The sequence below is a fragment of the Acidovorax sp. GW835-FHT14B10 genome, assembly GCF_058793725.1.
This window is the reverse complement of sequence record NZ_JBXAGC010000009.1, coordinates 13,544-38,512: the sequence shown is the minus strand read 5'-3', so window position 1 is coordinate 38,512 and position 24,969 is coordinate 13,544. Positions and strand designations below refer to the sequence as shown.

The window sequence follows — 24,969 nt, the reverse complement described above, 5'->3', positions numbered from 1 at the left end:
GCCCACGGGACAGCAGCACGGTGCTGTGCTCGCGTGCTCAGCGGCGTTTCTTGGAGGGCTTGCCGCCCTTGCGTGTGGGGGCTGGTGCCTTGCTTCCTGATGTGCGACTGGCTGAGCGGCTTGCCGATGCCCCTTTGCTCATGCGCACCGGCAGGAACATCACCACCTGCTGGCCGGCCTTGAAGGCTGCGCCGATCTTCACATCGTTCCAGTCGGCCACGTTGTCGGCGCTGACGCGGTAGCGCTGTGCCATGCTGCGCACGGTGTCACGCTTGCTGGCGCGCACGGTGGTGCGGCGGGTCACGATTTCAGGCGTGAGGGCCAGCTGGCCATTGTCTGCGAGGTGGGCCGAAACATCCTGGCGGGTGGTGGCGGTGCGCGGCACCATCAGCGCCGATCCGGCCTTGATCAGCATGCGCGGCGGAATGTTGTTGAGGCTGCGCAGGTCGTTTTCGTTCATGCCGGTACGCTGGGCGGCATCGGCCACGCTCATGGTGGTGGGCACGGACCACACCGTCCAGCTGGCGTATTGCCCCTGGTTTTTGGCGTCCAGGTTGCGCTGGAAGACCCGCGCGTTGTCCCAGGGCAGCAGGATCTGGGGGGTGCCTGCGGCAAAAATGGTCGGACGGTGAAACGAGGGGTTCAGCGCGCGAAAATCCGCTTCGCGCACCCCGGCCAGCTGGGCCACCATCGCCACGTCGATGTCGTGGAGGATGTCCACCGTCTGGAAATAGGGGTGGTTTTCGATCAGTGGAAGTTCGGTGCGAAAGGCCTCGGGGTTGGCCACGATGTTTTTGACGGCCTGCAGCTTGGGCACATACAGCCGCGTTTCGGCAGGCATGTTCAGATCGGTGTAGCGCGTGCCCAGTCCGGCTTTCTGGTTGCGGGCAATGGCGCGGCCCACGCTGCCTTCACCCCAGTTGTAAGCGGCCAGGGCCAGGTGCCAGTCGCCAAACATGCCGTACAGTTTTTGCAGGTAGTCGAGCGCGGCGCGGGTGGATGCCAGCACGTCGCGGCGGTCATCGCGAAAGGCGTTCTGCTTGAGATCGAAATAGTTGCCCGTGGCCGGCATGAACTGCCACATGCCAGCGGCCTTGGCGCTGGAGACGGCCTGCGGGTTGAAGGCACTTTCGATATAGGGCAGCAGCGCCAGCTCGGTGGGCATGCCCCGGCGTTCGAGCTCTTCGACAATGTGGAACAGGTATTTGCTAGAGCGCTCGGTCATGCGCTGCATGTAGTCGGGGCGGCTTGCATACCACTGCTCGCGGTCCTGCACCAGTTCGTGCTGCAGGTCGGGCATGGCAAAACCGCGGCGAATGCGTTCCCACAGGTCGGCGGGTGTGAACAGCGAGGCCACTTCGCTGCTGGCGGCGCGGCCGGCCGTGATCGGGCTCAGCGGCCCATTGGGGATGACGGGGGTGTGGCTGGCGGTGCCCGCGGGCGAATCGGTGGCGAACTGGTTGTTGGAGGGGGTGCCGGTGGTGGCGCAGCCGGTGAGCCACAGCAGTCCTGCAAGGCAGGCGAAGCGCAGAATTTTCATCAGAAGTCGTTTTTCCATTGGCGCAGGGCGGCAAATACCGCCACGGCGTCGTGTTGTGGGACCCGGGCGTCAAAGCCCTGGGCGGCTGCGGCGACGGCGGCTTCGCGTACGCGCAGAAAGGGGTTGATGTCGCGTTCCAGTGCCATGCGTGATGGCAGCGTGGGCTGGTTTTGCGCCCGCAAGGCCGTGCAATGGCTGCTGTAGTGGAGCAAGGCGGCGTTGCCGGGTTCCACGGCACGCGCAAATTTCAGGTTGGACAACGTGTACTCATGGGTACAGCACACCAGCGTGTTGCCCGGCAGGGCGGCCAGCTGGTCGAGCGATGCCAGCATCTGCGCGGGTGTGCCTTCAAAAAGGCGCCCGCAGCCGCCCGAGAAAAGGGTGTCCCCGCAAAACAGCAGGGGCGTGCCCTCCATGTCGGGGCAGTAATAGGCGATGTGGCCAGCCGTATGGCCTGGAACATCGAGCACCGAAAACCGCAGGCCCAGCAGATCCACGCTGTCGCCCTGCGCCAGGTGCACCAGCGGCTCGGGGATGCGCTCGCGCGCCGGGCCGAACACCTGGGCACCGGTGGCGGCGCGCAAGGCATCCACGCCGCCCACATGGTCGGCGTGGTGGTGCGTGACTAGAATGGCCTGCAGTTGCAGCCCCTGGGCCTGCAGCGCCTGCAGCACGGGCGCAGCGTCACCGGGGTCCACCACGATGGCCTGGCGGCCGTTGTGCAGCATCCAGATGTAGTTGTCGGTAAAGGCGGGCAGCGGTAGCAGGTTCATGAGCGATCAAATTATAAGTTTGCACCACTGGTTCGACTCCCCCCCCGGCCGTTACCTGCTGGCGTGGGAGCAGGAGCGCTTCGATGAGGCGGTGGTGGACATCTTTGGCTACCACGGCCTGCAGATCGGCATTCCGATGCTCGACGGCCTGCGCGCCAACCGCATGCCGCACCAGTGGCTGGCCCTCGGCGAAGAGGGCATGGCCCTGCTGCCGGGCACCCGCGCCGCGAGCCCGTCGCCCGCTGGCGCCGCGCCCGTGCCAGACCCCCTGCGCCTGCTGGCCCTGCTGGCCGACCCGGTGGCGCTGCCGTTTGCGGACAACAGCCTGGACCTCATCGTGCTGCCGCACACGCTGGAGCAGAGCGTGGACCCGCATGCCGCGCTGCGCGAGGTGGAGCGGGTGCTGGTACCCGAGGGACGGGTGGTGATCAGCGGGCTCAATCCGGTCAGCCTGTGGGCCTTGCGCCAATACCGCGCGCGCCTGTACCAGCGCCTGGGGCGGGGCCGCCTGTACCTGCCGGATGCGGGCGAGTTCATTGGCTACCGGCGGCTGCGCGACTGGTTGCGGTTGCTCAATTTCGAGGTCGAATCGGCGCGTTTTGGCTGCTACCGGCCGGCCGTGCGCAGCAGCCACTGGCTGGAAAGATTTGCCTGGATGGACCGCCTGGGCGATCAATGGTGGCCGATACTCGGGGCCGCGTACTTTCTGGTAGCCGTCAAGCGCGTGCATGGCATGCGCCTGCTCGAACCCGCCTGGCGCACCGCACCGCAGCGCGCTGCCGCGTCGGTGCCGGTGGCCCACCGCGGTGCCAGCCAGAAACCGTCGCACCGCACCAGCCTGGTGCCCACCAGGGCACCGGGCGCCACAGACCGCACCCACAGGAAAAAAGTTTGAATCAGATCGAGATCTACACCGATGGTGCCTGCAAGGGCAATCCGGGCCCCGGCGGCTGGGGCGTTTTGCTGCGCTCCGGTGCCACTGAAAAAGAGCTGTTTGGCGGCGAGCTCGGCACCACCAACAACCGCATGGAACTGCTGGCCGTCATCGAGGCGCTGTCTGCGCTCAAGCGGCCTTGCGCGGTGACGCTGTACCTCGACAGCGAATATGTGCGCAAGGGCATCACCGAATGGATCCACGGCTGGAAGGCGCGCGGCTGGCGCACCGCCGCCAGGCAGCCGGTGAAAAACGTCGAGCTGTGGCAGCGCCTGGATGCGCTGGTCACCGGGTCCGGCCACCGCATCGACTGGCGCTGGGTGCGGGGGCATTCGGGCGATCCGGGCAACGAGCGGGCCGATGCCCTGGCCAACCGCGGCGTGGAACAGGCCTTGGGGCGGCGCTGAAGTTCTCGACCAGATCTGGCGGGTATGCGCTGCCTGTTTCGTGTTGATTGCTACTTTATTGGTAGCTTAAAACGATTATGAATAAGGCGCATCAGGTGTTTTTACACTGAATCCTGGTGGGTGAGCGCTCTGCCGGCGGGCACCGGCCTGTGCCTTGCCAGTAGGCAGCGGCGCGGCGCTGTGGTCTGATGGCGGCCGGTGGAACTCTGCACAGGAGTGAGCGTGAACCCGCTGACCAAGATGGCGCTGGGGCTGATGGGGCAGCTGCGCCCCGAGCCCCCCACGGGCGATGGCCGCCCGGTGCTGGCCTTGCCACCGCCGCGGTGCGACGGCGGCATGCCGCTCATGCAGGCGCTGGCCCGGCGGCAGTCGCAGCGCGAATTCGATCCCGTGGCGCTGCCAATGCCGGTGCTGTCGGACCTGCTGTGGGCTGCGGCGGGCGTCAACCGGCACGACAGCGGCGGGCGCACGGCGCCGAGTGCCATGAACGCGCAGGAGGTGGACCTGTACGTGGCCCTGCCCGAAGGCCTGTACCTCTACGATCCCCTGGCCCACGCACTGCAGCGCACGGTGGTCGCCGATGTGCGGCGCTTCACGGGCTACCAGGACTTTGTGGACAGCGCGCCGCTCGACCTCGTCTATGTGGCCGACCATGCGCGCATGAAGCTGGTGCCGGCCGAACAACGCAGCACCTACGCCGCAGCCGCAGCGGGTGCGATGGCGCAGAACGTCTATCTGCAGGCCGCATCCACCGGGCTGGCTACCGTCATCCGTGCCTGGCTGGACCGCACCGCGCTGGCGCAGGCCATGGGCCTGGGCACCAACCAGCAGGTGCTGCTGGCCCAAACCGTGGGTTGGCCGGCCGGGGCGGCGCCGCCATGAGCACCGTGTTCGACCCGCTGGGCCTGTCGGCGGTGTCGCTGGAGGTGATGGCGGCCAACCGCGATTCGGTGCAGGGCCTGGCGCGGCGCCAGCAGGCGCGGCTGGCGCGGCTGCTGGAGGCCGCGCTCAAGGGCTCGCGCCTTTACCGCGAGCTGCTGCCCGCAGGCACTTCGGCCCGCACGCCGCTGCAGGATTTGCCGGTGGTCACACGCCGCCAGCTGATGGAGCGCTTTGACGACTGGGTGACCGATCCGTGCCTCACGCTCCATGCGCTGCGCGCCTTCACCGCCGACCCGTCGCGCATCGCCGCGCCCTGGCAGGGCCGCTACATGGTGTGGGAAAGCTCGGGCACCAGCGGCCAGCCGGGCGTCTTTGTGCAGGACGCGCAGGCCATGGCCGTGTACGACGCGCTGGAGGCGCTGCGCCGCAGCACGCCGCGCCCCCTGCTGCGCTGGCTGGACCCGCTGTGCCTGTCCGAGCGCATTGCCTTCGTGGGGGCGACCAGCGGGCATTTCGCCAGCTATGTCTCGGTGCAGCGGCTGCGTGCCCTCAACCCGTGGCTGGCGGGGCGCATCCGCAGTTTTTCCATCCAGGAGTCCACGCCCGAGCTGGTGGCCGCCCTGAATGACTTTGCGCCCACGGTGCTGGCCACCTACCCCACCGCGGCCACGCTGCTGGCCGACGAGGCAGGCCGTGGTGCCTTGCGCATCGCGCCGCACGAGGTCTGGACCGGCGGTGAAACGCTGAGCCCCGCCGTGCGCGCGCACATCGAACGGGCGCTGGGCGCCGTGGTGCGCAACAGCTATGGCGCCTCGGAGTTCCTCTCCATGGGCTGGGAGTGCGCCCACGGCCAGATGCACCTGAACGCCGACTGGGTGATCCTGGAGCCCGTCGACGAGCACCACCGCCCCGTGCCGGCGGGCCATGCCGCCTGCGGCGTGCTGCTGACCAATCTGGCCAATACCGTTCAGCCCCTCATCCGCTACGACCTGGGCGACCAGGTGACGCTGCAGGCCGGGCGCTGCGGCTGTGGTTCGCCCTTGCCGGTGATGGTGGTGCGGGGGCGCCACGACGACCTGTTGCACATGGCAGGGCCGGGCGGGAGGTCGGTAACGCTGTTGCCGCTGGCCTTGTCCACGGTGCTGGAGGACGACGCGGGCGTGTTTGATTTCTACCTGCGCCAGCAGGACGCGCACACGCTGGTGCTGCGCCTGCCCGTGGCGGGCGAGGCCGGGCAGGCGGCCATGGCACGCGGCTGCCAGGCGCTCAAGGCCTTTGCCAGGGTCCAGGGCCTGCCGCGGCTGCGGGTGCTGCAAGAGCTGGGCCTGCCGGTGCCCCGCGGGCGCAGTGGCAAGGTCTGCCGCATCATGGCTTGTTGTGCCTGAGTCTGCTATTTGATCAATAGCTTCTTTCGCTTGTTGCATCAGCCAAAAAACCTGATTTGTATTGGATTCCAGGCATCTTCGGCGTGCGTGCTGCCATGCCCGGCACCGCGTTCAGGGCATGGACGACACATAGGCCACCACCGCTTCGATGTCGGCATCCGACATCCGCTTGGTGTTGGGGGTCATGATGGAACTGGCGCGCTCCCCCGTGCCTTCGCGGTAGCGGTGCAGGGTCATGCGCAGGTAGTCGGGCTGCTGCCCGGCGATGCGGGCAATCTGCTCGTTCCCCCGGCCTGCGGCGCCATGGCAGCGAAAGCAGGTTTTCTCGAAATAGGCCTGTCCCTTGGCGGTCAGTGCGGGGTTGGCGGTGGTCTGGTGGGCCACTGGCTGCGCTGCATAGAACAGCACCATGCCGATTTTTTCGTCGCTGTTCATGGCGCGGATCATGCCTTCCATGAATTCGTTGCGCCGGCGGCCATCGGCAAACTGCCGCATCTGCTCCAGCAGATAGGCCGGGTTCTGGCCGGCCAGGTTGGGAATGGACGGCTTGGTGCTGGTGCCGCCTTCGCCATGGCAATGGGCGCACACGGCGGCCACCTTGCGGCCCACCTGGTAGAGGTGATCGGCCAGCGGTGCACTGGTTTGCGCTTCTTTGAAGCGGGCGTCCAGATCCACGTTGGCGGTGGCGCGTGCCTTGGCTTGCTGGGCCACCGCGGGCGGGACCAGGAGTGCGGCCATCAATCCGATCGTCAGAGCTGTGCGCTGGAGCATGGTGGTAACCACTTCATTGAAAAGGTCATTCTAGGCCCGGGATTCGCCACCGTTCGCACGCGCAGGCGGGGTTGGATCAAGGAGTGTGCGTTGGGCAGGGGAGGGGGTGCAGGCGGCGCCCGGGGTGCGCAATGGCACGCCTGCCGGCAGGGGCGGGGCCTGCGGCGCAGGCGCGCTGGGGGTGTTCTTCGTAAAATGACCGCCCGGGAATGCCCCGTTGTGGCTGCCTTGCACCCCATCGGATGCAACCCTGGAGCCTGAGAAAGCCGTGTGCGCCCCTGGGTCGCATGCGGCTTTTGCCGTTTTCCCCCGTCCGTTTTTTTCGCCAACACGGCCCTCTCGCGGCCGGTCTGCCTACCGTTTATGCAACGCCATTGGCCTCCATTTGCCTGGGTCTGTTTTGCCATGTGCGTGGGTGTCATGGGCACCGCCCTGGCCAGCCCGCTGTACCCGCTGTACCAGGCCCACTGGGGCCTGCAGCCCAGCCACATCACGGGCATCTATGTGGCCTACATGTTCGGGGCGCTGGCCAGCCTGCTGTTCCTGGGGCGGCTCAGCGACCGGTTCGGTTTTCTGCCTGTGCTGCGCCATGGCCTGGTGCTGGTCACAGCCGGTGTGCTGCTGTCGGCGCTGGCCTGGAGCGTGGCGTCGTTCGTGGTCAGTCGTGTGCTGATCGGCATCGCCTCGGGAATGATCACCACCTCGGCCTCGATCGGCCTCACGCAGCTCAACCGCAGCCGCAACGTGATGCGCGCCTCGGCCATGACCAGTTTTGCCATGGCGCTGGGCTTTGGCCTGGGGCCGCTGGTGGGCGGCCTGATGGCGCAGTGGGTGCCGCTGCCGCTGGTGACGGCCTATGCGCCCAGCGTGGTGCTGGGGGTGCTGGCCATCTATGCCCTGTACCAGGTGCAACGGGCTTCCCCGGGTGCGGCCGCGGTACCGCAGCCTTTGGCCTTGCACGACTGGCTGCCGCGCGTCACCCTGCCGCAGCCCGCCCTGCGGCGCCCGTTCCTGATTGCCAGCCTGGGGGCGTTCAGCACCTTCGGCATCTTTGGCCTGTATGCGTCGCTGGCACCGAGCTTCATGGCGCACATGGTGCCCTGGCACGGGCCGGCCGTGAGTGGCCTGTCGATTGCCATGATCCTGTTTCTCTCGGCCGGATTTCAGTGGCTGGCGCGGCCGGTGCACACCAAGACCTGCGCCATCGCCGGGCTGGGGCTGCTGGCAGCCTGCAATCTGCTGCTGATTGCCACCACCTACACCAACCTGCCGCTGCTGTTCGTGCTGAGCGTGCTCAGCACCGCCGCGGGCCATGGCCTGGTGAACCTGGCAGGCATTGCCATCGTGAACAAGGTGGCGGGCCCCGAGAACCGGTCCGGGCTGCTGTCCACCTACCTGGTGGTGGGCTATCTGGGCACCATCGTGCCCATTCTGGGCGTGGGCTGGCTGTCGGACCACCTGGGCCTGCGGGTGGCCATCGTGGTTTTCTGCGGGGCGATGGCAGCGCTGACCAGCGCGCTGGCCTGGCTGGCCCAGCGCACCCCGGTGATCGAGCAGGCCTGATCGCTGGAGCGCGCAGACCCTGGGCTCAGCCCGGCGAAGGTGTGCCGGGCAGCAAGGTTGCCATGGCGCTGGCGTCTTGCGGCCGCACCACGCGTGCCACTTCCTGCCCATCGCGCAGCAGCACCAGGGTGGGCCAGAGCTTCACGCCAAAGCTGCGGCCCAGGCGCTGGCCGGGGCCGTCTTCCACCTTGATGTGGGCCACATCCGCCCGGTCGCGCAGGGCCTGCTCAATGAGGGGCTGGGCGCGCTGGCAGTGGCCGCACCAGGGGGTGCCGAATTCGAGCACGGTGGTGCCGGGCAGGCTGTCCACGTCGGCGCGGGTGGGGGCCTGTGCGAGGTGTTGGGCAATGTAGGGCATGGGTGCGAAGATTTCAACTGGAATGCAAAGAGGTATCCATTGTGCTGCGCATCGCCCGCTCGGCATGCAACGGGCGCCTCGCCGGCCAGGGACGCCAGCGCAAGGGCCGCCCCGCAGCGAGGGCGTTGTCCCCCTTGGGGAAAGTGCGAAGCGACACAGGGGGCTAAATGACCCCGTCAAACACCATCACATCGACGGCATCGCCGGGCGCCACGTTGCCCTGGCCGTGGTGCAGCACGATCAGGCCGTTGGCCTGCACCATGGAGCTGAGCACGCCCGAGCCCTGGTTGCCCGTGGTGCAGACCTGCAGCGTGCCGTCGGCAGCGGTGGTGACGGTGCCACGCTGGTATTCGGTGCGGCCGGGCTTCTTGCGGATGGCCTCGGTGCTCACGGCGCGCAGCAGCGGCGGGGCCGGGCGGGTGCTGCCCATCATGCGCAGCAGTGCGGGGCGCACAAAGGCCAGAAAGGTCACCATGACCGCCACGGGGTTGCCGGGCAGGCCGAAAAGAACGGCACCGGTTGCGGCTTGGCCAGGATCTTTTGGATAGCCGCCAGCGCTTGCTGCAGCTGCGCTGGCAATGCGCCCCACGGCCATGGGCCGGCCGGGGCGCATGGCGATGCGCCAGAAGGCCACGTCACCGAGCTGCTGCATCATGGTGCGCGTGTGGTCGGCCTCGCCCACGCTCACGCCGCCACTGGTGATGATGGCGTCGGCCCGCTGCGCGGCATCGCGGAAGGCGGCCTCCAGCAGGGCAGGGGTGTCGCGCACCACGCCCAGGTCGATCACCTCCACGCCCAGCCGCGTGAGCAGGCCGAACACGGTGTAGCGGTTGCTGTCGTACACCGCGCCTTCGCGGGGCGGCTCGCCCAGGCTCAGAATTTCGTCGCCGGTGGAAAAATAGGCCACGCGCAGGCGGCGGTACACCGCCACGGTTTTCAGCCCCAGACTGGCCACCAGCCCCAGCGCGGCAGGCGCCAGCAGCGCTCCTTTGGATAGCGCCACGCCGCCTTCCATGAGGTCTTCGCCCTTGAATCGGCGGTTGTCGCCCAGGTGCAGCACGTTGGCGGCAATGGTGATGTGGCCGCCATCGGCGGCGGTGGTGAACTCCTGCGGCACCACGGTGTCCAGGCCCGGGGGCATGATGGCACCGGTCATGATCTTCAGGCATTCGCCCGCGCCCACGGTGCCGGTCCAGGCCTTGCCCGCCAGCGCCGTGCCCACCACGCGCAGCGTGAGCGGCTGGCCCGCCACCAGTTGCGCGCCGGCAAAGGCGTAGCCGTCCATGGCCGAGTTGTCGTGGGGCGGCACGCTCAGGGGCGAGACCACGTCGCGCGCCAGCACACGACCCAGGGCGTCAAAAATGCCGATCTCTTCGGTGGCCGTGACCGGCTGCACCAGCCGTTCCAGAAAGGCCGACACCTGGTCGGCGCTGAGTGCCTGGGGGTCGTAGCCCTGCAGTTCGGCGGCAATCTGTGCAATGGTTTTCATGGGGGCGTTCGCGCGGAGCGGGAGGGGGTGCAACAGGCGCACCCGGTCAGGGAATACCGGCGCTTTCAAGGCGGTGCAGCTCGTCCAGCGTGTTGGCGTTGAAGAAGGCCAGCGGGTTGTCGCCCGGCTGGTCGAAGGACACCACCACATGCGGGTGCTGCACGGTCCAGGCGTCGATCTTGCGGCCACCGGCCTGGGTGAAGGCGACCAGGCTTTCGAGCAGATCCACACGCAGCAGGCAGAACACGGGCTGGGTGCGCACGGCGGTGCCGCCCGCGCCATCGTCCTCGGGGGCGGCGGCCATGGCGATGTCGGCACCTTGGGCGTCCGCAGCGGCCGCCAGCCGCGCGGCCAGGTCCAGGGGAAACAGCGGGGTGTCGCAGGGCACGGTGAGCAGCCACGGGGTTTCGCAGCGCTCCAGCCCGGTCAGAAAGCCCGCCAGCGGGCCGGCATAGTCGGCAATCACGTCGGGCCATACGGGTGCGCCAAAGGCCTCGTAGGCGGCCAGGTTGCGGTTGGCATTGACCATGGTGGCCCCCACCTGCATCTGCAGGCGCATCAGCGTGTGCAGTGCCAGCGGCAGGCCGCGAAAATTCTGCAGGCCCTTGTCGACGCCGCCCATGCGGGAGCCGCGACCGCCGGCCAGCACGAGGCCGGTGATGTCTTTCGTTTCAATCATGTCTTTGATGGTCGTTGCCGATTCAGTGAGCGCGGCCCAGGCCAGGGCAACCCAGCAAGGGCCGCCCCGCAGCGAGGGCTGTGTCTCCCTGCCCGCGCGCAGCGCAAGAGAGTGGGGGGAAGCGGCGAAGTCGCTCCGGGGATGGTTTCATCTCATCCGCCGATGTAGCTCATCTCCACCCGGCGCGCGCCCTGCGTGGTGTCGGCCGGCAGGCTGCTGCGCAGCTCCGAATACCGGTCGGTGCGCTGCTGCCAGATGGGCGCGATGGCCGATGCAATGGCCTCGTCGCTGGCGCCGCCGCGCAGCAGGCTGCGCAGGTCGTAGCCCTGGGTGGCAAAAAGGCACAGGTACAGCCGGCCTTCGGTGGAGAGGCGCGCGCGGTTGCAGTCGCCGCAGAAGGCCTGGGTCACGCTGCTGATCACGCCCACTTCGCCCAGGGTCGGGTCGTGCTGGCCTGCAGCGTTGGCGTAGCCCCAGCGCTCGGCGGTTTCGCCGGGGCTGGTGGGGCTGAGCTGCACCAGCGGCAACTCTGCGCGCAGGCGCCCGATCAGTTCGGCGGACGGCAGCACCTCGTCCATGCGCCAGCCGTTGGTGGCGCCCACGTCCATGTATTCGATGAAGCGCAGCGTGGTGCCCGTGCCGCGAAAGTGGCGCGCCATGGGCAGGATTTCGTGGTCATTGGTGCCGCGCTTGACCACCATGTTCACCTTGATCTGCGACAGCCCCGCCGCGTGCGCCGCCTCGATGCCGGCCAGCACATCGGCCACCGGAAAATCCACATCGTTCATGCGGCGGAACACCGCGTCGTCCAGGCCGTCGAGGCTCACGGTCACGCGGTTCAGTCCCGCATCCTTGAGGGCCCGCGCCTTGCGGGCCAGCAGCGAGCCGTTGGTGGTGAGCGTGAGGTCGGGCGCGGTGCCGTCCACCGTGCGCAGCCGGGCCAGCTGGGCCACCAGTTCTTCGAGGTTCTTGCGCAGCAGGGGCTCGCCCCCGGTCAGGCGGATCTTGCGCACACCGTGGGCCAGAAACAGCCGCGCCAGCCGCGTGATCTCCTCAAAGCTCAGCAGCGCGTTGTGCGGCAGGTAGGCATGGTCCTTGTCGAACACTTCCTTGGGCATGCAGTAGTTGCAGCGGAAGTTGCAGCGGTCGGTCACGCTGATGCGCAGGTCGCGCAGCGGACGGCCCCGGGTGTCGGTCAGCAGGCCGGTGGGGGCGGCGGCCTGCGCGGGCACCCTGGCCGCCAGGGCGGCGATGCGTTGGTCCACCAGAGGAATCACACGTTCAGACATGGGGTGATTCTGCCGTATCGGCCCCGCAATTGATGGCATGCCCCTGCTGGCGAGGTTGACGGAGGTCAATGGAGCGGGTCAACGCGGGTTCATCCCGCCAATGTCCGGCGAATGGCAGTTGCTTGACATGGCGCAGGGGTCGCAGGTGGTGCGTCACAACAATCGCTGCACACAAAGTTTCAAGGAAATGACATGACGAATGCGAGGTCGATTGCGCAAGCGCTTCCCTGCCAGCGCCGGGTGGCCGTGCAGTGGGTGGCGGCAGGCATCCTGCTGCCCACCTGGGCCGGTGGGGCCCAGGCGCAAATGGCACTGTCGGGGGCCATCAACCATGCGGGATGGTTTAGGGCACTGTCGCAGCGCATGGCCAAGGCGTATTGCCAGCAGTATTTGCAGGTGCTGCCCGAGGCTGCCAGGGACGTGCTGGGCCATGCGCGCAAAAGGGTGCAGCAGGGATCTGGCGAGCTGGCGCGCGGGCTGCAGTCGGGCCAGTGGCCCGCCGAAGTGGCGCGGCAGCTGGACGAGGTGCAAAAGCAGTTTGCACTGCTCGACCAGTTGACAGCGGCGCCCACGTCGCGGGCGGCCGTGGCGGCGGTGTCCGAGCAGTCCGACCGTACGTTGCTGGTGGCCCAGGCGGTGACCGAGTCCATCGAAAAGATGGCACGGGTGGCCAGTGTGCGGCTGGTGAACCTGGCCGGGCGCCAGCGCATGCTGTCGCAGCGCCTAGCCAAGAACTATTTTCTGGTGGCCGCCAAGGCGGACACCAAGCTGGTGCACGCGCAACTGGCGGCAGACGCCGCCGATTTCCGGCAGGCCATGCAGACCCTGATGGCCGCACCGGTCTCCACGCCCGCCATTCGTGGCGAGCTGGAACTGGCGGCCCCGCAGTGGGTGTTTTTTGAGGCGGCCCTGCGCCGGCCCGCCGACGAGCAGGGGCTGAGCGCGGTGGCCACCACCAGCGAACGCCTGCTGAGCGTGATGGACCGGCTCACCGGCCTGTACGAAGCCGCCTTCCGCGAGGTGCTGTAGCCAGGGGCTTGCCGGCAGCGCCGTCCGGGGTGGGGGCTGTGGTGTGCCGCTACACGCAGCGCGCCCCATCCACCTCGATGCACACGCCGCTGATGAAGGCGGCCTCGTCGCTGGCCAGGTACAGCGCGGCGTTGGCCACATCGAGCGCCGTGGAAAAGCGGCCCAGCGGAATGGTGGTCAGAAACTTGGCGCGGCGTGCTTCGTCCACCGGGCCGCCCGCAAACTCGGCGGCCAGGCCCGTGTCGGGATTGAACACGGGGTTGATGCAGTTCACGCGGATGTTGTCGGGGCCCAGCTCGGCGGCCATCGACTTGCTGGTGGTGATGACGGCGCCCTTGGAGCCGTTGTACCAGGTCAGGCCCGGACGGGGGCGCAGGCCCGCCGTGGAGGCAATGTTGATGAAACTGCCGCCGCCGCCCAGCCGCATTGCGGGCACGGCGTGGATGGCCGAGAGGTAGATGCTCTTGACGTTGATGGCATAGACCTTGTCGAACTCGTCCTCGCTCACTTCCAGCATGGGGCGGTTGCGGTGCGTCCAGCCGGCGTTGTTCACCACCACGTCCAGCCGGCCATGCAGGCGCATGGCTTCGTCGACCAGGGCCTTGACCTCGGCCGATTGCGTCACGTCGGCCTGGAAGAAGGCCGCCGTGCCGCCCGCCGCGATGATCTCGGCCACCACGCGCTGGCCACCGGCTTGGTTGATGTCGTTGACGATGACCTTGCCGCCTTCAGCGGCCAGGCGCTTGGCAATGCCTTCGCCAATGCCATTGCCGGCGCCGGTGACGATGATGGATTTGTGCTGCACGCGCATGGTGTTGTCTCCTTGCTTTATAAATTGGATAGCGGCTTACGCTTTATGGGTAAGCGCTCGCGCCTGCTTTTGTCTGTATCCCCCCCCCCACCACCACGCGGGCTAGGGCTGCAGCGCGGTGCGGGCGTCGTCGGCCGCGGGGGGCGGGTCCACCGGTACCGCCAGACCGTCCGGGCCGCGGCGGTAGAACTGCGGAAAATATTCCTTCACACCATTGCCGTTGAAGTCCCAGCCGGTGCACTGGCCCAGGTGGCGGGGCGGTTCGTCGGCACTGGCGGATGCAAACACCGCGGGCACCGACTGGAATGCCGCCGTGGCCAGGTTGAACAGCAGCTCGCGCAGGTGGGTGCAGCTGGCCACGCCGCCCAGGTTCTTCTGGATGGCCTGGCGCCAGCCGCGCGCCATGCTGCAGCCCACCATGGATTGCAGCGCGGGCTGGGCCTGGGGGCAGTCTTTGAGCGGGTGGGTGTCCATGGCCACGTCGATGGCCTGCACCACCAGCTGGCGGTTGACGGTGACGCGCAGCCACATGTGGTGGATGGGCTCGCCGGCACGGCGCAGACCGGCCTCGCGGAACGAGGGCGCATCGTAGGTCTTGCTGTCGTGCAGCTCGCCTTCGATGTCCCACAGCCCGTCGTCGCGTTCAAAGCCTTGGTAATGGACGCGGCGCTGGTGCCGGGCGGTGCGAGGGGCAGGGGGGCTCAGGGGCATGGAGAAAAGAAACCGTCGGGCAAAAAGGAAGGGAGGAAGGGCGAGGGCACATGCTACCGGCACACCGCCGCACCGTCTTGCGCGGGCGTGACAGGCGGGCCTGGATCAGCCGTGCCGGATCGCCACGGTCTTGAGCGTGGTGAAGCCGTGCAGCGCCTCCAGGCCCTTTTCGCGGCCGTAGCCGCTCGATTTGACGCCGCCAAACGGCAGCTCCACGCCGCCGGCGGCACCGTAATTGTTGATGAACACCTGGCCGCTGTGCACGCGCCGTGCCATGCGGAACTGGCGGGCGCCGTCGCGCGTCCAGATGCCGGCCACCAGGCCAAACTGCGTGGCGTTGGCCAGTTCCACCGCATGGTCCTCGTCCTGGAAGGCCATCGCGCTGAGCACGGGGCCAAACACTTCTTCCTGCGCCAGGCGGTGCTCCACCGGCACATCGCGCAGCAGCGTGGGGGCCTGGTAGAAGCCGGTTTCGGGCGCCTCGTCCACGATCTGGCCCTGGGCCACCATGGGGATGCCGGCCACCTGGGCGTCGGACAGAAAATCCCATACGCGCTGCTGCTGCGACTGGCGGATCAGCGGGCCCACGTCCAGGTCCATCGCGGCGGGGCCCACGCGCAGCGCTTCAAAGGCGCGGGCCAGGCGCTCCAGCAGGGGCTCGTAGATGAGCGAGTCGATCAGCACGCGCGAGCCGGCCGAGCAGGTCTGTCCCGCGTTCTGCACGATGGCGTTGATGACCACGGGCACGGCGGCGTCCAGGTCGGCATCGGCAAAGATGATCTGCGGGCTTTTGCCGCCCAGCTCCAGCGTCACGGGGCAGTGGCGCTCGGCGGCCACCTGCTGGATCAGCGTGCCGATCTTGGGGCTGCCGGTGAAGCTGATGTGCTGGATGCCCGGATGGCGCGCCAGTGCGTCGCCCACCTCGTGGCCGTAGCCAGTGACGATGTTGAGCGCACCGGCCGGAAACCCCACCTCGGCCGCCAGCTGCGCCACGCGGATCAGGCTCAGGCAGGCATCTTCGGCCGGCTTGACCACGCACACATTGCCCGCCGCCAGCGCGCCGCCCACGCTGCGGCCAAAGATCTGCATGGGGTAGTTCCACGGAATGATGTGGCCCGTCACGCCATGGGGCTCGCGCCAGGTGAGCACGCTGTAGCCATCGGTGTAGGGAATGGTCTCGCCGTGCAATTTGTCGCAGGCGCCGGCATAGAACTCGAAGTAGCGCGCCAGCGCCAGCGCATCGGCCAGGGCCTGGCGGGTGGGTTTGCCGCAGTCGCGCCGCTCCAGCGCGGTCAGCTCGTCGGCGTGCTCCAGAATTTTGACCGAGAGCTTGTGCAGCAGGCGGCCCCGGTCGGCGGGTGCCATCTTGTGCCACACGGCGTGGTAGCACTGCTGCGCCGCGCGCACGGCGGCGTCGATGTCCTCGGCCGTGCCGCGCTGGATCTCGTCGAACGGCTGGCCGTCGGACGGGTCGATCACCGGGATCGTGCGGCCAGAGGTGGAGGGAACGGGGGCATTGGCGATGAAGTGCAGTGGCATGGTCAAATTGTGCGGTAAAAGCCAGGTGTCCCTCGGGGGGTGATGTCAAAAATGGCTTTAACGCTTGTATATAAAACACTTGTAGCTATTGATGTAATAGCGTTTTGGGGGGTGCTACCCGCTGGCGGTGCCGCAGATCGTCTGAAAAACGGCGCTGGCGGGCACAAAAAAGGCCCGCCGCAGCGAGCCTGTGGGGAGCGGTGGCTGGAATCAGCCGCCGTGGAATTTCACCACCAGCGGCACGATCAGCAGCGCCACGATGTTGATGATCTTGATCAGCGGGTTGATGGCGGGGCCGGCGGTGTCCTTGTAGGGGTCGCCCACCGTGTCGCCGGTCACGGCGGCCTTGTGCGCCTCGCTGCCCTTGCCGCCGTGGTGGCCGTCCTCGATGTACTTCTTGGCGTTGTCCCAGGCGCCGCCGCCGGTGCACATGGAAATCGCCACGAAGAGGCCGGTGACGATGGTGCCCATCAGCAGCCCGCCGAGCGCCTTCGGCCCTAGCAGCAGGCCCACCACGATGGGCACCACCACGGGCAGCAGGCTGGGGATCACCATTTCCTTGATGGCGGCGGTGGTCAGCATGTCCACGGCCTTGCCGTACTCGGGCTTGCCGGTGCCGTCCATGATGCCGGGGATGGTGTTGAACTGGCGGCGCACTTCCACCACCACGGCACCGGCGGCGCGGCCCACGGCCTCCATCGCCATGGCGCCGAACAGGTAGGGGATGAGCCCGCCGATGAACAGCCCGATGATCACGAGCGGATCGCTCAGGTCAAAGCTGATGGCCCGGCCATAGCTTTCGAGCTTGTGGGTGTAGTCGGCAAACAGCACCAGCGCGGCCAGGCCCGCCGAGCCAATGGCGTAGCCCTTGGTCACGGCCTTGGTGGTGTTGCCCACGGCGTCCAGGGGGTCGGTGATGTCGCGCACGCTGCTGGGCAGCTCGGCCATTTCGGCGATGCCGCCCGCGTTGTCGGTGATGGGACCATAGGCATCGAGCGCCACCACGATACCCGCCATGCTCAGCATGGACATGGCCGCCACGGCAATGCCATACAGGCCCGCAAGCTGGTAGGCCGACAGGATGGCCAGGCACACAAAGATCACCGGCCAGGCGGTGGAGCGCATGGACACGCCCAGGCCCGCAATGATGTTGGTGCCGTGGCCCGTGGTCGATGCCTGGGCGATGTGCCGCACGGGCGAGTACTGCGTGCCGGTGTAGAACTCGGTGATCCACACCAGCGCGGCCGTCAGCACCAGCCCCGTGGCGCAGGCGCCAAACAGCTTCATCTGGCTGCCGGTGGCGGTGATGGCGTTGTCCGGCATGATCCACAGGGTGACGAAGTAGAACGCGACGAGCGACAGCACGCCCGCAATCGCCAGGCCCTTGTACAGCGCGGGCATCACGTTCTTCATGCCGGGCGATGCCTTCACGAAGAAGCAGCCGATGATGCTGGCCACGATGGACACGGCGCCCAGCGCCAGCGGGTACACCACGGCGTTGACCGGGGCGGTGGCCACCAGCAGCGCGCCCAGCACCATGGTGGCGATCAGCGTCACGGCGTAGGTCTCGAAGAGGTCGGCCGCCATGCCGGCGCAGTCGCCCACGTTGTCGCCCACGTTGTCGGCAATCACGGCGGGGTTGCGCGGGTCGTCCTCGGGGATGCCGGCCTCCACCTTGCCCACCAGGTCGGCGCCCACGTCGGCGCCCTTGGTGAAGATGCCGCCGCCCAGGCGCGCAAAGATCGAGATCAGCGACGAGCCAAAGGCAAAGCCGATCAGCGGGTTGAGCAGCACGGAGAGCTTGGCCGTGGGCGTGAGGTTGCCGTTGCCCGCCAGAAACCAGTAGAACCCGGTAACGCCCAGCAGCCCCAGGCCCACCACCAGCATGCCGGTGATGGCGCCGCCGCGAAACGCCACATCCAGCGCCGGGCCAATGCCTTGCGTGGCCGCCTGTGCCGTGCGCACATTGGCGCGCACCGACACGTTCATGCCGATGAAGCCGCAGGCGCCCGAAAGCACTGCGCCCACCATGAAGCCCACGGCCGTGGTGCCGTCCAGGAAGATGCCGATGAGAATGGCCAGCACCACGCCGACGAGGGCAATGGTCTTGTACTGGCGGGCCAGGTAGGCGGCGGCGCCGGCCTGGATGGCGGCGGCGATTTCCTGCATGCGGGCGTTGCCGGGGTCTTTGGCAAGAATCCATCCCCGGGCCCAGATGCCATAGGCCACCGCAATCAATCCACACACCACCGCCAGTATCAGAGGGGCAGTCAGCGCTGTATTTCCAGCCATTCGTCACTCCTTGAAAGATTCACTTGCACGGAAGGAAACACAACGCATCGGCGTGCTTCCGCTGCGTTGCTTCCTCGTGCCCCAGCGTACCGGAGTCGATTGGCCAACAGGGTCAATTTACAGCCAAACCCCCATTTGCAAGCCGGCAGAAAGGGGCATGTGCCTAAAATCAGGGTTAATCCCGACGCGGCATGCTGCGCGGATTGCCGTCCATCAACTTTTCATACAAGACATGTCCCTCAACAACGTCCCCCCCGGCAAGAACGTTCCCGATGCCTTCAACGTCGTCATCGAGATCCCGATGAACTCCGACCCCATCAAGTACGAGGTGGACAAGGAATCGGGTGCCATTTTTGTGGACCGTTTCATGACCACGGCCATGCACTACCCCACCAACTACGGCTATGTGCCGCAGACCCTGTCGGGCGACGGCGACCCGGTCGATGTGCTGGTGATCACGCCTTACCCCCTGCACCCCGGCGTGGTGGTGCCCTGCCGCCCCCTGGGCATCCTGATGATGGAAGACGAGGCCGGTGTGGATGGCAAGGTGATTGCCGTGCCCACCTCCAAGATCCTGCCCATGTACGACCACTGGAAGACCATCGACGACGTGAACGCCATGCGCCGCAACGCCATTGCCCATTTCTTCGAGCACTACAAGGACCTCGAAAAGGGCAAATGGGTCAAGGTGCTGGGCTGGGAAGGCATCGACGCCGCCAAGAAGGAAATCACCGACGGTATCGCGAGCTTCCAGAAGGGCGCTGCCTGAAGTTCGTTCACCGATTTCTCCGTGAAATAGGGGCTGGCGCTTTGCCGTAAAGCGCTGACAGCCATCACAATAAAAGCATGCAAACCGCCTGGTTTGCATGCTTTTTTTGCCACTGGGCAGCGAGGCGAGTGTTGCTGCAACGGCCAGGCGGGGTGCTGGGCGCGGTGGTGGATGCCGTGGCTGGTGTGGTGCCCCTCACGGCCGATGCCGCCAAGCCGGCGCCGCAGTTCGCAAGCCCGGTGGATTCCGCCTTTGTCTCCGGCATCGCCGCGCTGGGTGACCGCATGGCCATCATGGTGGGCATCGCGTCCTTGCTGAGCAGCGCCGAAATGGACCTGGTGGCGTGGGTCGCGCAGTACCTGCGCACGCTGAACGGTTTCTGATCCATAAGGAACGAAGAACGGGCTCCATGGCATGCATCGGCGCTTGCGTTGGTGAGTGCACTGCGTTAATATTCATTTAAAATGAATCTTATAAATGCCCACCCTCGCCGTTGCTCCCGCGCAGTGGGCATCACCGTATGAAACCACTCTCCACACCCGTCATGTCTGCCGCGAGCGCGGCTGCGGCCCCCACTCTCCAGGGGATGCCCCTGCTGCGGCTGGGTTTTCGCCCGTTTTATCTGGGCGCAGCCCTGGTGGCGTGCCTGGCCGTGCCACTGTGGATCGCTTCCCTGCTGGGGTGGGTGGTGCTCGACCTTCCGGTCGCTCCCTTGCTGTGGCATGCCCATGAAATGCTGTTCGGGTTTGCCGCAACCGTCATCATCGGGTTCCTGCTCACGGCCGTGAAGGCGTGGACCGGCCTGGCCACTCCGCGCGGCGCGCTGCTGGGGGCGCTGGCCTTGCTCTGGCTTGCCGCCCGGGTGGCGGCCGTGGTGGCGCCCTATGCGATCTATGCCGTGCTGGATGTCGTCTTGCTGCCCGTGGTGGCAGGCTTTCTGCTTGCGGTGCTGCTGCGGGCGCGCAACCGCCGCAACCTGCCACTGATGGGGGTGCTGGTGTTGCTGTCCGTGGCCAACGGGGCGTTTCACCTGGCGGTGCTGGGTGTCCTCAACCTGCCGCCCATACAGGCGCTGTACGCGGGTCTGGCGCTGATCGTGATGATCGAGTGCGTGATGGCGGGGCGTGTGGTGCCAGCGTTCACCATGAGTGTGAACCCGGGGCTCAAGCTGCAGGCGCAGCGTCCGCTGGAGCTCGTGGTTCTGACCGTAACGGCGCTGGCACTGGCGTCCTGGGTGTGTGCTCCTGTCGGCGTGGGTGCGGTCACGGCGGTGCTGGCCGGGTTGGCAGCGCTGTTGCATGGATGGCGCATGTGGCGGTGGAAACCATGGATCACGCGCAATCGCCCTATCTTGTGGATCCTGCATGCGTCGTACGCATGGATTCCTGTGGGGTTCGTTCTGCTGGCATTGGCGCAACTGGGTGCCGTGGCTGTGTCGGCCGCGGTGCATGCCTTTGCCGTGGGCGCCACGGGCGGACTCATCGTCGGGATGATCACCCGCACGGCGCGCGGCCATACCGGCAGGCCGCTGCAGGCCGGCCGACTGGAGGTGCTGGCCTATGGGCTGGTGATGGGCGCTGCTGTGCTGCGGGTCCTGCTGCCGCTGGCTGCACCGCAGTGGTATGCCGCCGCACTGGTGCTGGCTGCGCTGGCCTGGGCCACGGCCTTTGCCGTCTATCTGGGCCTGTACACCCCTTGGCTGACCCAGACGCGGCTGGACGGCAAGGACGGTTGATGTTTTCCCGCCATGCAGGCCTTGGCTGCCTGCATGCATGTGCCGGCCGGCCAGAGCGGTTCCTTTGGTTTTTTCACACCCTTTCAGAAAGGTTTTGCCATGCTTCCTACCCAGAGTTCCGTCATCGATGTCCGCGAGATTGCACCCCGCGAGCGCCACGCCCTGATTTTTGGCCGCTTTGACGCGTTGTTGCCCGGCGAGGCGCTGCAACTGGTCAACGACCATGATCCTCAGCCCCTGCACCACCAGTTCCAGGCCCGCTCCGCCGGTGCCTTCAAGTGGGCCTATCTGCAGCAAGGCCCGGACCTTTGGCGTGTGCTGATCAGCAAGACCGAGCCCGCCGCGGCCCGGGAAGACTCCTGCTGCTCGGGTGGCGCCTGCGGAGGCTGAGGCACCACAGCACCGGCGGTGCAATGCCGCCGGGATCGCACCCGCAGAACGCGGCAGGCGCCCGCAAGGGGCTCCTGGTGATGGCGGTTTGCTACAGGCCCAGGGCCAGCATCGCGGCCTCGGACATCCTGGAGCGATCCCAGGGGGGATCGAACACCAGGTTGAGGGTGATCTCGCCCACGCGGGGCAGTGCCAACACCTTGTCGCACACCTCCTCGGCAATCGATTCGCCCATGCCGCAGCCCGGCGCGGTGAGTGACATGTCGATCCAGACCTTGACCTGGTCGCTGTCCAGTGGCTCGATGTCACAGCGGTAAATCAGACCCAGCTCGACAATGTCCACGGGAATTTCCGGGTCGTAACAGGTCTTGAGCGTCTGCCATACCAGGTCGCTCACATCCTCCAGTTCAACCTTGTCGGGCAGGGCCAGGGGGGCTGGCGGGGGTTTGCCGATGGCATCGGCATCCACGCCCTTCAGCCGCACCAGTTGCCCGTCCACCAGCAGCGTGAATGACGATCCCAAAGCCTGCGTGAGCTGCGCGCGTTCGCCCGCCGCAAGATCCAGTGGCGAGCCTTCGGGAATGCGCTCCACGCGTACCGGACGGTTGATCCGCACGTCTTCGCGGTGTCGTTTCATCATGGTGTGTTCCCCGATAGGGTGGTATCCGCTGCAGCAGGCGATGCGTCGGGTGCCTGCGCCAATGCGTGCATCAGGGCATGCCAGCCCAGCAGGGCGCATTTGATGCGGCTCGGGTAGCGGCGCACACCGGCCAGGCTGACGAGCTTGCCCAATTGCGCTTCCTCGGGTTCGATTTCGCCGGTGAGCACGGCACGGAAATGCTGCTGCAACTGCTGCGCGACAGCCACGTCCCGCCCCTGGACCGCCTCGCTCATCATCGAGGCCGAGGCGATGCAGATGGCGCACCCTTGCCCGCTGAAGCGGATGTCGCGCACCCGGCCGGCCTGAACATCCAGCTCCACGCTCAGGTCATCGCCGCACTGCGGATTGGTGCCGCGCGCCTGGAGGTTCGGCGCGGGCAGGTGGCCGAAGTTGCGCGGGGCGCGCTTGTGGTCCATCACCACCTCCTGGTACAGGTCGTTTTCAGCGGCGCTCATCGCAGTACCTCCAGGGCATGTGCCACGCCGGCGATGAGCCGTTCCACCTCGTCATGGGTGTTGTACAGCGCGAACGAGGCGCGGGTGGTCGGCCCGGTGCCCAGGTGGTCGAGCAGCGGCTGGGCGCAGTGGTGGCCGGTGCGCACGGCAATGCCTTGCGCATCCAGCAGGGTGCCGATGTCGTGCGGGTGCGCGTGCGGCGTGACGAAGGAAGCAATGGCAGACGTGGTGGCATGCGGCGCCAGCACCGTGATGCCTTCGATGGCGGCGAGGCCGGCCACGGCGTGCGCCCGCAGTGCCTGCACATGGGCATCGATGGCGGCGCGGCCGATGTGTTCGATGAACGCGGCCGCCGCCGCCATGCCGACGGCGCCAGCGACGTTGGGCGTACCGCCTTCGAGCCGGCTGGGCAGCGTGGCAAAGGCCGCGTCGGTGTAGCTCACCCGCTCGACCATGTCGCCGCCATAGCGCAGCGGTGCCAGGCGCTCCAGCGCCGCCATGCGCCCGACCAGGGCGCCGGTGCCCATGGGACCGTACATCTTGTGGCTCGAAAAGGCCATGAAATCGCAGGCCAGGGCCGACAGGTCGGGCACCGCGTGCCCCACGGCCTGCGCGGCGTCGAGCACGGTGAGCGCGCCGGCCTGCGCGGCCTGTGCCAGCAGGGCCGCGAACGGCGGTGTTTCGCCCGTGGCATTGGCGCAGGCCGTCAGGGCGAAGACGCGGGTGCGCGGGGTGAGCAGGCGGGCCAGGTCTTGCGCATGCAGTCGGCCCTGTGCATCGGGCAGCAGCACGCGAAGCATGGCGCCGCTGCGCCGGGCGGCCTGCTGCCACGGTACCAGGTTGGCGTGGTGCTCCAGGCCGCTGACGATGATCTCGTCCCCCGGTTGGAGGAAAGCGCCACCCGGCTGCGCGGCCGAAAGCCCGTGCGCCACCAGGTTCAGCGCCTCGGTGGTGCCCGAGGTGAAGACCAGCTCGTGCCCGGAGCCCGCACCCACGAAGCGCTTGAGGTCGCTGCGGGCCTGTTCGAAGGCGTCGGTGGCGCGCTGGCTCAAGGTGTGCACGCCGCGGTGGATGTTGGCGCGGTCATGTGCTTCGAAATGGCGCATGGCGGCCAGCACCGGCAGCGGCACCTGTGTCGTGGCGGCGTTGTCGAGGTAGGCCAGCGCCGCGCCGTGGATGCGCTGCTCTAGTACCGGAAACAGGGTGCGCACGCCGCTGGCGAGTGCACCGGGGGGAGCGACCAGCGCCTGCAGGAAATGCATTTCACCCATGGTGTGGCTCCTCGGTTGCGGTCAGGTGGCGTGCCAGGGTGCGCGCCAGCAGGCCATCTTCCTCCAGCGTGGCCAGCAGGTCGGGGGCGTCGAAGCAACGTTCCAGCAGCGCGGTGGCCATGCCTTGGATGATCAGCGTGCGCGCGCTGGCTTCGTCCAGGCCCCGCTGGCGCGCGTAGAACAGGGCGTCTTCGGGCAGTGCACCCCAGGTGGCGCCGTGCGCGGCCTGGACGTTGTCGTGGTGGATTTCCAGGTGCGGGCGCAGCACCAGCCGGGGCTGGCCTGCCAGCGGGATGCCGCTCAGGCGCTGGCGCACATTGGCTTCGCTGGCGCCCGGGGCGATGCGGGTGTGGGCGTTGGCCACCGCATGGGCCTTGCCGCTGGCCAGCACCAGGGCCTCCACGGCACTGTGGGTGTGGGCGGCGTTGTGCAGGGTCTGCACCTGCTGCTCCAGCACCGAGCTGCTGGCCAGCAGCACGCCGGCGGTGCGCGCGCTGGCGTGGGCACCCTGCAGATCCAGCGCGCTGCGTTGCAGATGGTATGCGCTGTCCGACGCGATGAGCGCCTGCGCATACTGCGCGCCCTGGTCCAGGTGCGCCTGCACGATGTGGGCAATCTGGTCATCCGCGGCGGGGGTTGCCATGCGCAGATGCTGCAGCGTCGCGCCTTGCCCGACATGGAGGTGGATGCGCAGGTTCTGCACGAGCGGGGGCCCGCATGGGGCTGGCTCGCGTTCGTGGGTCTCGATCAGCACGCAGCGCACGCCGTCCTGCACTTCCACCACGAGCAGCGGGGCTTCCACCCGGGTGCGTGGCTGGTGGCGCAGGTGCAGCCACACGGTCTGGCCCGTGTGGGTAACGGGCGTGCCACCGATGCGCAGGCGCAGGCCCTGGCGGCACAGGGCGCGGTGCGCCCAGGCAAAGGGGGCGGCGTCGCCTTCGCCGGGCAGCGGCAGGCCGGCGAACAACTCGGCGCGCTGGGCCGGATCGCTGGCATCCAGCCAGCGGGCGCTGACGCCCACTGGCGGTGTGCCGCCCACCGGGTGCAGTGTCCAGCCGGCACCCGCAAGGGATGAAGCGTTGCCGTCTGCCGTGGCAGGAGGGGCGGCGTCTCCCAGCCAGGTCTCAGGCCCGGGTGGTGGCAGGTGGCGAAAGGATTCGCTGCGTGCGGGTATCCAGCCCCGCAGGGCCAGGTGCTCCCGGGCGGTCAGTGCGTCGGCTCTTGCGGTGTCCATGG

At 67.6% G+C, this 24,969-nt stretch carries 25 protein-coding genes; 10 read left to right on the top strand and 15 right to left on the bottom strand.

All coding sequences use genetic code 11. The features are described 5' to 3' along the window. Positions 1 to 37: 37 nt before the first annotated feature. Together AC1Q5S_RS08855 and gloB are read right to left on the bottom strand one after the other, a co-directional pair. Positions 38 to 1,540, bottom strand: coding sequence for a transglycosylase SLT domain-containing protein (locus AC1Q5S_RS08855; protein ID WP_492238671.1), 1,503 nt, complete (start codon positions 1,538 to 1,540; stop codon positions 38 to 40). Further along, positions 1,540 to 2,313, bottom strand: a complete 774-nt coding sequence (gloB, locus tag AC1Q5S_RS08850) for a hydroxyacylglutathione hydrolase (protein WP_492238670.1) — start codon at positions 2,311 to 2,313, stop codon at positions 1,540 to 1,542. Before gloB ends, AC1Q5S_RS08855 begins: the two co-directional genes overlap by 1 nt. Between gloB and AC1Q5S_RS08845 the strand changes: the two genes are divergently transcribed. The 4 genes from AC1Q5S_RS08845 to AC1Q5S_RS08830 all read left to right on the top strand — a co-directional run bounded on the left by AC1Q5S_RS08845 (position 2,312) and on the right by AC1Q5S_RS08830 (position 5,921). Further along, positions 2,312 to 3,208, top strand: a complete 897-nt coding sequence (locus tag AC1Q5S_RS08845) for a class I SAM-dependent methyltransferase (RefSeq protein ID WP_492238669.1) — start codon at positions 2,312 to 2,314, stop codon at positions 3,206 to 3,208. The genes gloB and AC1Q5S_RS08845 overlap by 2 nt on opposite strands. Beyond that, positions 3,205 to 3,654 (top strand): ribonuclease HI, encoded by a 450-nt coding sequence (rnhA, locus tag AC1Q5S_RS08840; protein ID WP_422204170.1) that lies wholly within the window; start codon positions 3,205 to 3,207, stop codon positions 3,652 to 3,654. The genes AC1Q5S_RS08845 and rnhA overlap by 4 nt, the downstream gene beginning before the upstream one ends. Before the next feature lie 222 nt (positions 3,655 to 3,876). Beyond that, a complete protein-coding gene (locus AC1Q5S_RS08835) occupies positions 3,877 to 4,536 on the top strand; it encodes a SagB/ThcOx family dehydrogenase (protein ID WP_492238668.1) in 660 nt (219 codons plus the stop codon). Further along, positions 4,533 to 5,921, top strand: coding sequence for a phenylacetate--CoA ligase family protein (locus tag AC1Q5S_RS08830; RefSeq protein WP_492238667.1), 1,389 nt, complete (start codon positions 4,533 to 4,535; stop codon positions 5,919 to 5,921). The genes AC1Q5S_RS08835 and AC1Q5S_RS08830 overlap by 4 nt, the downstream gene beginning before the upstream one ends. 111 nt (positions 5,922 to 6,032) lie before the next feature. Here the strand turns inward: AC1Q5S_RS08830 and AC1Q5S_RS08825 are convergent, their stop codons facing one another. Beyond that, positions 6,033 to 6,659: a c-type cytochrome gene (locus tag AC1Q5S_RS08825; RefSeq protein WP_303836657.1), complete on the bottom strand. Its 627-nt coding sequence runs from the start codon at positions 6,657 to 6,659 to the stop codon at positions 6,033 to 6,035. 396 nt (positions 6,660 to 7,055) lie between these two features. Here AC1Q5S_RS08825 and AC1Q5S_RS08820 point away from each other — a divergent pair, with 396 nt between their 5' ends. Continuing rightward, the gene (locus tag AC1Q5S_RS08820) at positions 7,056 to 8,255 is read left to right on the top strand and encodes an MFS transporter (protein ID WP_492238666.1); all 1,200 of its coding nucleotides are present in this window, start codon (positions 7,056 to 7,058) and stop codon (positions 8,253 to 8,255) included. 25 nt (positions 8,256 to 8,280) lie between these two features. On the opposite strand, the gene AC1Q5S_RS08815 is transcribed toward AC1Q5S_RS08820, so the two are convergent. From AC1Q5S_RS08815 to moaA, 4 genes are all read right to left on the bottom strand, one after another. Continuing rightward, positions 8,281 to 8,613, bottom strand: coding sequence for a thioredoxin family protein (locus AC1Q5S_RS08815; RefSeq protein WP_303836655.1), 333 nt, complete (start codon positions 8,611 to 8,613; stop codon positions 8,281 to 8,283). A gap of 163 nt (positions 8,614 to 8,776) precedes the next feature. Beyond that, positions 8,777 to 10,102, bottom strand: a complete 1,326-nt coding sequence (gene moeA / locus AC1Q5S_RS08810) for a molybdopterin molybdotransferase MoeA (RefSeq protein ID WP_422204175.1) — start codon at positions 10,100 to 10,102, stop codon at positions 8,777 to 8,779. Between the two features lie 46 nt (positions 10,103 to 10,148). Next, positions 10,149 to 10,781, bottom strand: a complete 633-nt coding sequence (gene mobA, locus AC1Q5S_RS08805; protein ID WP_303836651.1) for a molybdenum cofactor guanylyltransferase MobA — start codon at positions 10,779 to 10,781, stop codon at positions 10,149 to 10,151. A gap of 152 nt (positions 10,782 to 10,933) precedes the next feature. After that, a complete protein-coding gene (gene moaA, locus AC1Q5S_RS08800) occupies positions 10,934 to 12,070 on the bottom strand; it encodes a GTP 3',8-cyclase MoaA (RefSeq protein WP_303836649.1) in 1,137 nt (378 codons plus the stop codon). Positions 12,071 to 12,262: 192 nt separating this feature from the next. Here moaA and AC1Q5S_RS08795 point away from each other — a divergent pair, with 192 nt between their 5' ends. Further along, positions 12,263 to 13,099: a type IV pili methyl-accepting chemotaxis transducer N-terminal domain-containing protein gene (locus AC1Q5S_RS08795; RefSeq protein ID WP_303836648.1), complete on the top strand. Its 837-nt coding sequence runs from the start codon at positions 12,263 to 12,265 to the stop codon at positions 13,097 to 13,099. 49 nt (positions 13,100 to 13,148) lie between these two features. Here AC1Q5S_RS08795 and AC1Q5S_RS08790 read toward each other — a convergent pair whose 3' ends face one another. The 4 genes from AC1Q5S_RS08790 to AC1Q5S_RS08775 form a co-directional block, all read right to left on the bottom strand. Next, positions 13,149 to 13,910, bottom strand: coding sequence for an SDR family oxidoreductase (locus AC1Q5S_RS08790; RefSeq protein WP_303836645.1), 762 nt, complete (start codon positions 13,908 to 13,910; stop codon positions 13,149 to 13,151). A gap of 102 nt (positions 13,911 to 14,012) precedes the next feature. Further along, positions 14,013 to 14,621: a DUF2889 domain-containing protein gene (locus AC1Q5S_RS08785; RefSeq protein ID WP_303836644.1), complete on the bottom strand. Its 609-nt coding sequence runs from the start codon at positions 14,619 to 14,621 to the stop codon at positions 14,013 to 14,015. A gap of 105 nt (positions 14,622 to 14,726) precedes the next feature. Further along, positions 14,727 to 16,160, bottom strand: coding sequence for an aldehyde dehydrogenase family protein (locus AC1Q5S_RS08780; RefSeq protein WP_492238665.1), 1,434 nt, complete (start codon positions 16,158 to 16,160; stop codon positions 14,727 to 14,729). A 210-nt stretch (positions 16,161 to 16,370) separates the two neighbouring features. After that, positions 16,371 to 18,452, bottom strand: coding sequence for a sodium-translocating pyrophosphatase (locus tag AC1Q5S_RS08775; RefSeq protein WP_303836640.1), 2,082 nt, complete (start codon positions 18,450 to 18,452; stop codon positions 16,371 to 16,373). A 232-nt stretch (positions 18,453 to 18,684) separates the two neighbouring features. On the opposite strand from AC1Q5S_RS08775, the gene ppa reads away from it, so the two are divergent. The 4 genes from ppa to AC1Q5S_RS08755 all read left to right on the top strand — a co-directional run bounded on the left by ppa (position 18,685) and on the right by AC1Q5S_RS08755 (position 21,346). Next, positions 18,685 to 19,221 carry an inorganic diphosphatase gene (gene ppa / locus AC1Q5S_RS08770; protein WP_092696525.1) on the top strand — a complete coding sequence of 179 codons (537 nt, stop codon included), beginning with the start codon at positions 18,685 to 18,687 and terminating at the stop codon, positions 19,219 to 19,221. A gap of 131 nt (positions 19,222 to 19,352) precedes the next feature. Continuing rightward, the gene (locus AC1Q5S_RS08765) at positions 19,353 to 19,604 is read left to right on the top strand and encodes a chemotaxis protein CheW (RefSeq protein ID WP_492238664.1); all 252 of its coding nucleotides are present in this window, start codon (positions 19,353 to 19,355) and stop codon (positions 19,602 to 19,604) included. Positions 19,605 to 19,765: 161 nt separating this feature from the next. Further along, positions 19,766 to 20,956 (top strand): NnrS family protein, encoded by a 1,191-nt coding sequence (locus AC1Q5S_RS08760; RefSeq protein WP_492238663.1) that lies wholly within the window; start codon positions 19,766 to 19,768, stop codon positions 20,954 to 20,956. Between the two features lie 99 nt (positions 20,957 to 21,055). Next, positions 21,056 to 21,346 (top strand): DUF2249 domain-containing protein, encoded by a 291-nt coding sequence (locus AC1Q5S_RS08755; protein ID WP_303836635.1) that lies wholly within the window; start codon positions 21,056 to 21,058, stop codon positions 21,344 to 21,346. 91 nt (positions 21,347 to 21,437) lie between these two features. On the opposite strand, the gene sufT is transcribed toward AC1Q5S_RS08755, so the two are convergent. The 4 genes from sufT to AC1Q5S_RS08735 are packed head-to-tail and all read right to left on the bottom strand — an operon-like array spanning position 21,438 to position 24,967. Further along, complete coding sequence (sufT, locus tag AC1Q5S_RS08750; protein WP_303836662.1) at positions 21,438 to 21,983, bottom strand: putative Fe-S cluster assembly protein SufT; 546 nt, start codon at positions 21,981 to 21,983, stop codon at positions 21,438 to 21,440. After that, positions 21,983 to 22,462 (bottom strand): Fe-S cluster assembly sulfur transfer protein SufU, encoded by a 480-nt coding sequence (sufU, locus tag AC1Q5S_RS08745; RefSeq protein ID WP_303836633.1) that lies wholly within the window; start codon positions 22,460 to 22,462, stop codon positions 21,983 to 21,985. Before sufU ends, sufT begins: the two co-directional genes overlap by 1 nt. Next, on the bottom strand, positions 22,459 to 23,724 hold the full coding sequence (locus AC1Q5S_RS08740) for an aminotransferase class V-fold PLP-dependent enzyme (RefSeq protein ID WP_492238695.1): 1,266 nt from the start codon (positions 23,722 to 23,724) through the stop codon (positions 22,459 to 22,461). The genes sufU and AC1Q5S_RS08740 overlap by 4 nt, the downstream gene beginning before the upstream one ends. Position 23,725: 1 nt before the next feature. After that, positions 23,726 to 24,967: a SufD family Fe-S cluster assembly protein gene (locus AC1Q5S_RS08735; protein ID WP_422204188.1), complete on the bottom strand. Its 1,242-nt coding sequence runs from the start codon at positions 24,965 to 24,967 to the stop codon at positions 23,726 to 23,728. Positions 24,968 to 24,969 lie beyond the last annotated feature (2 nt).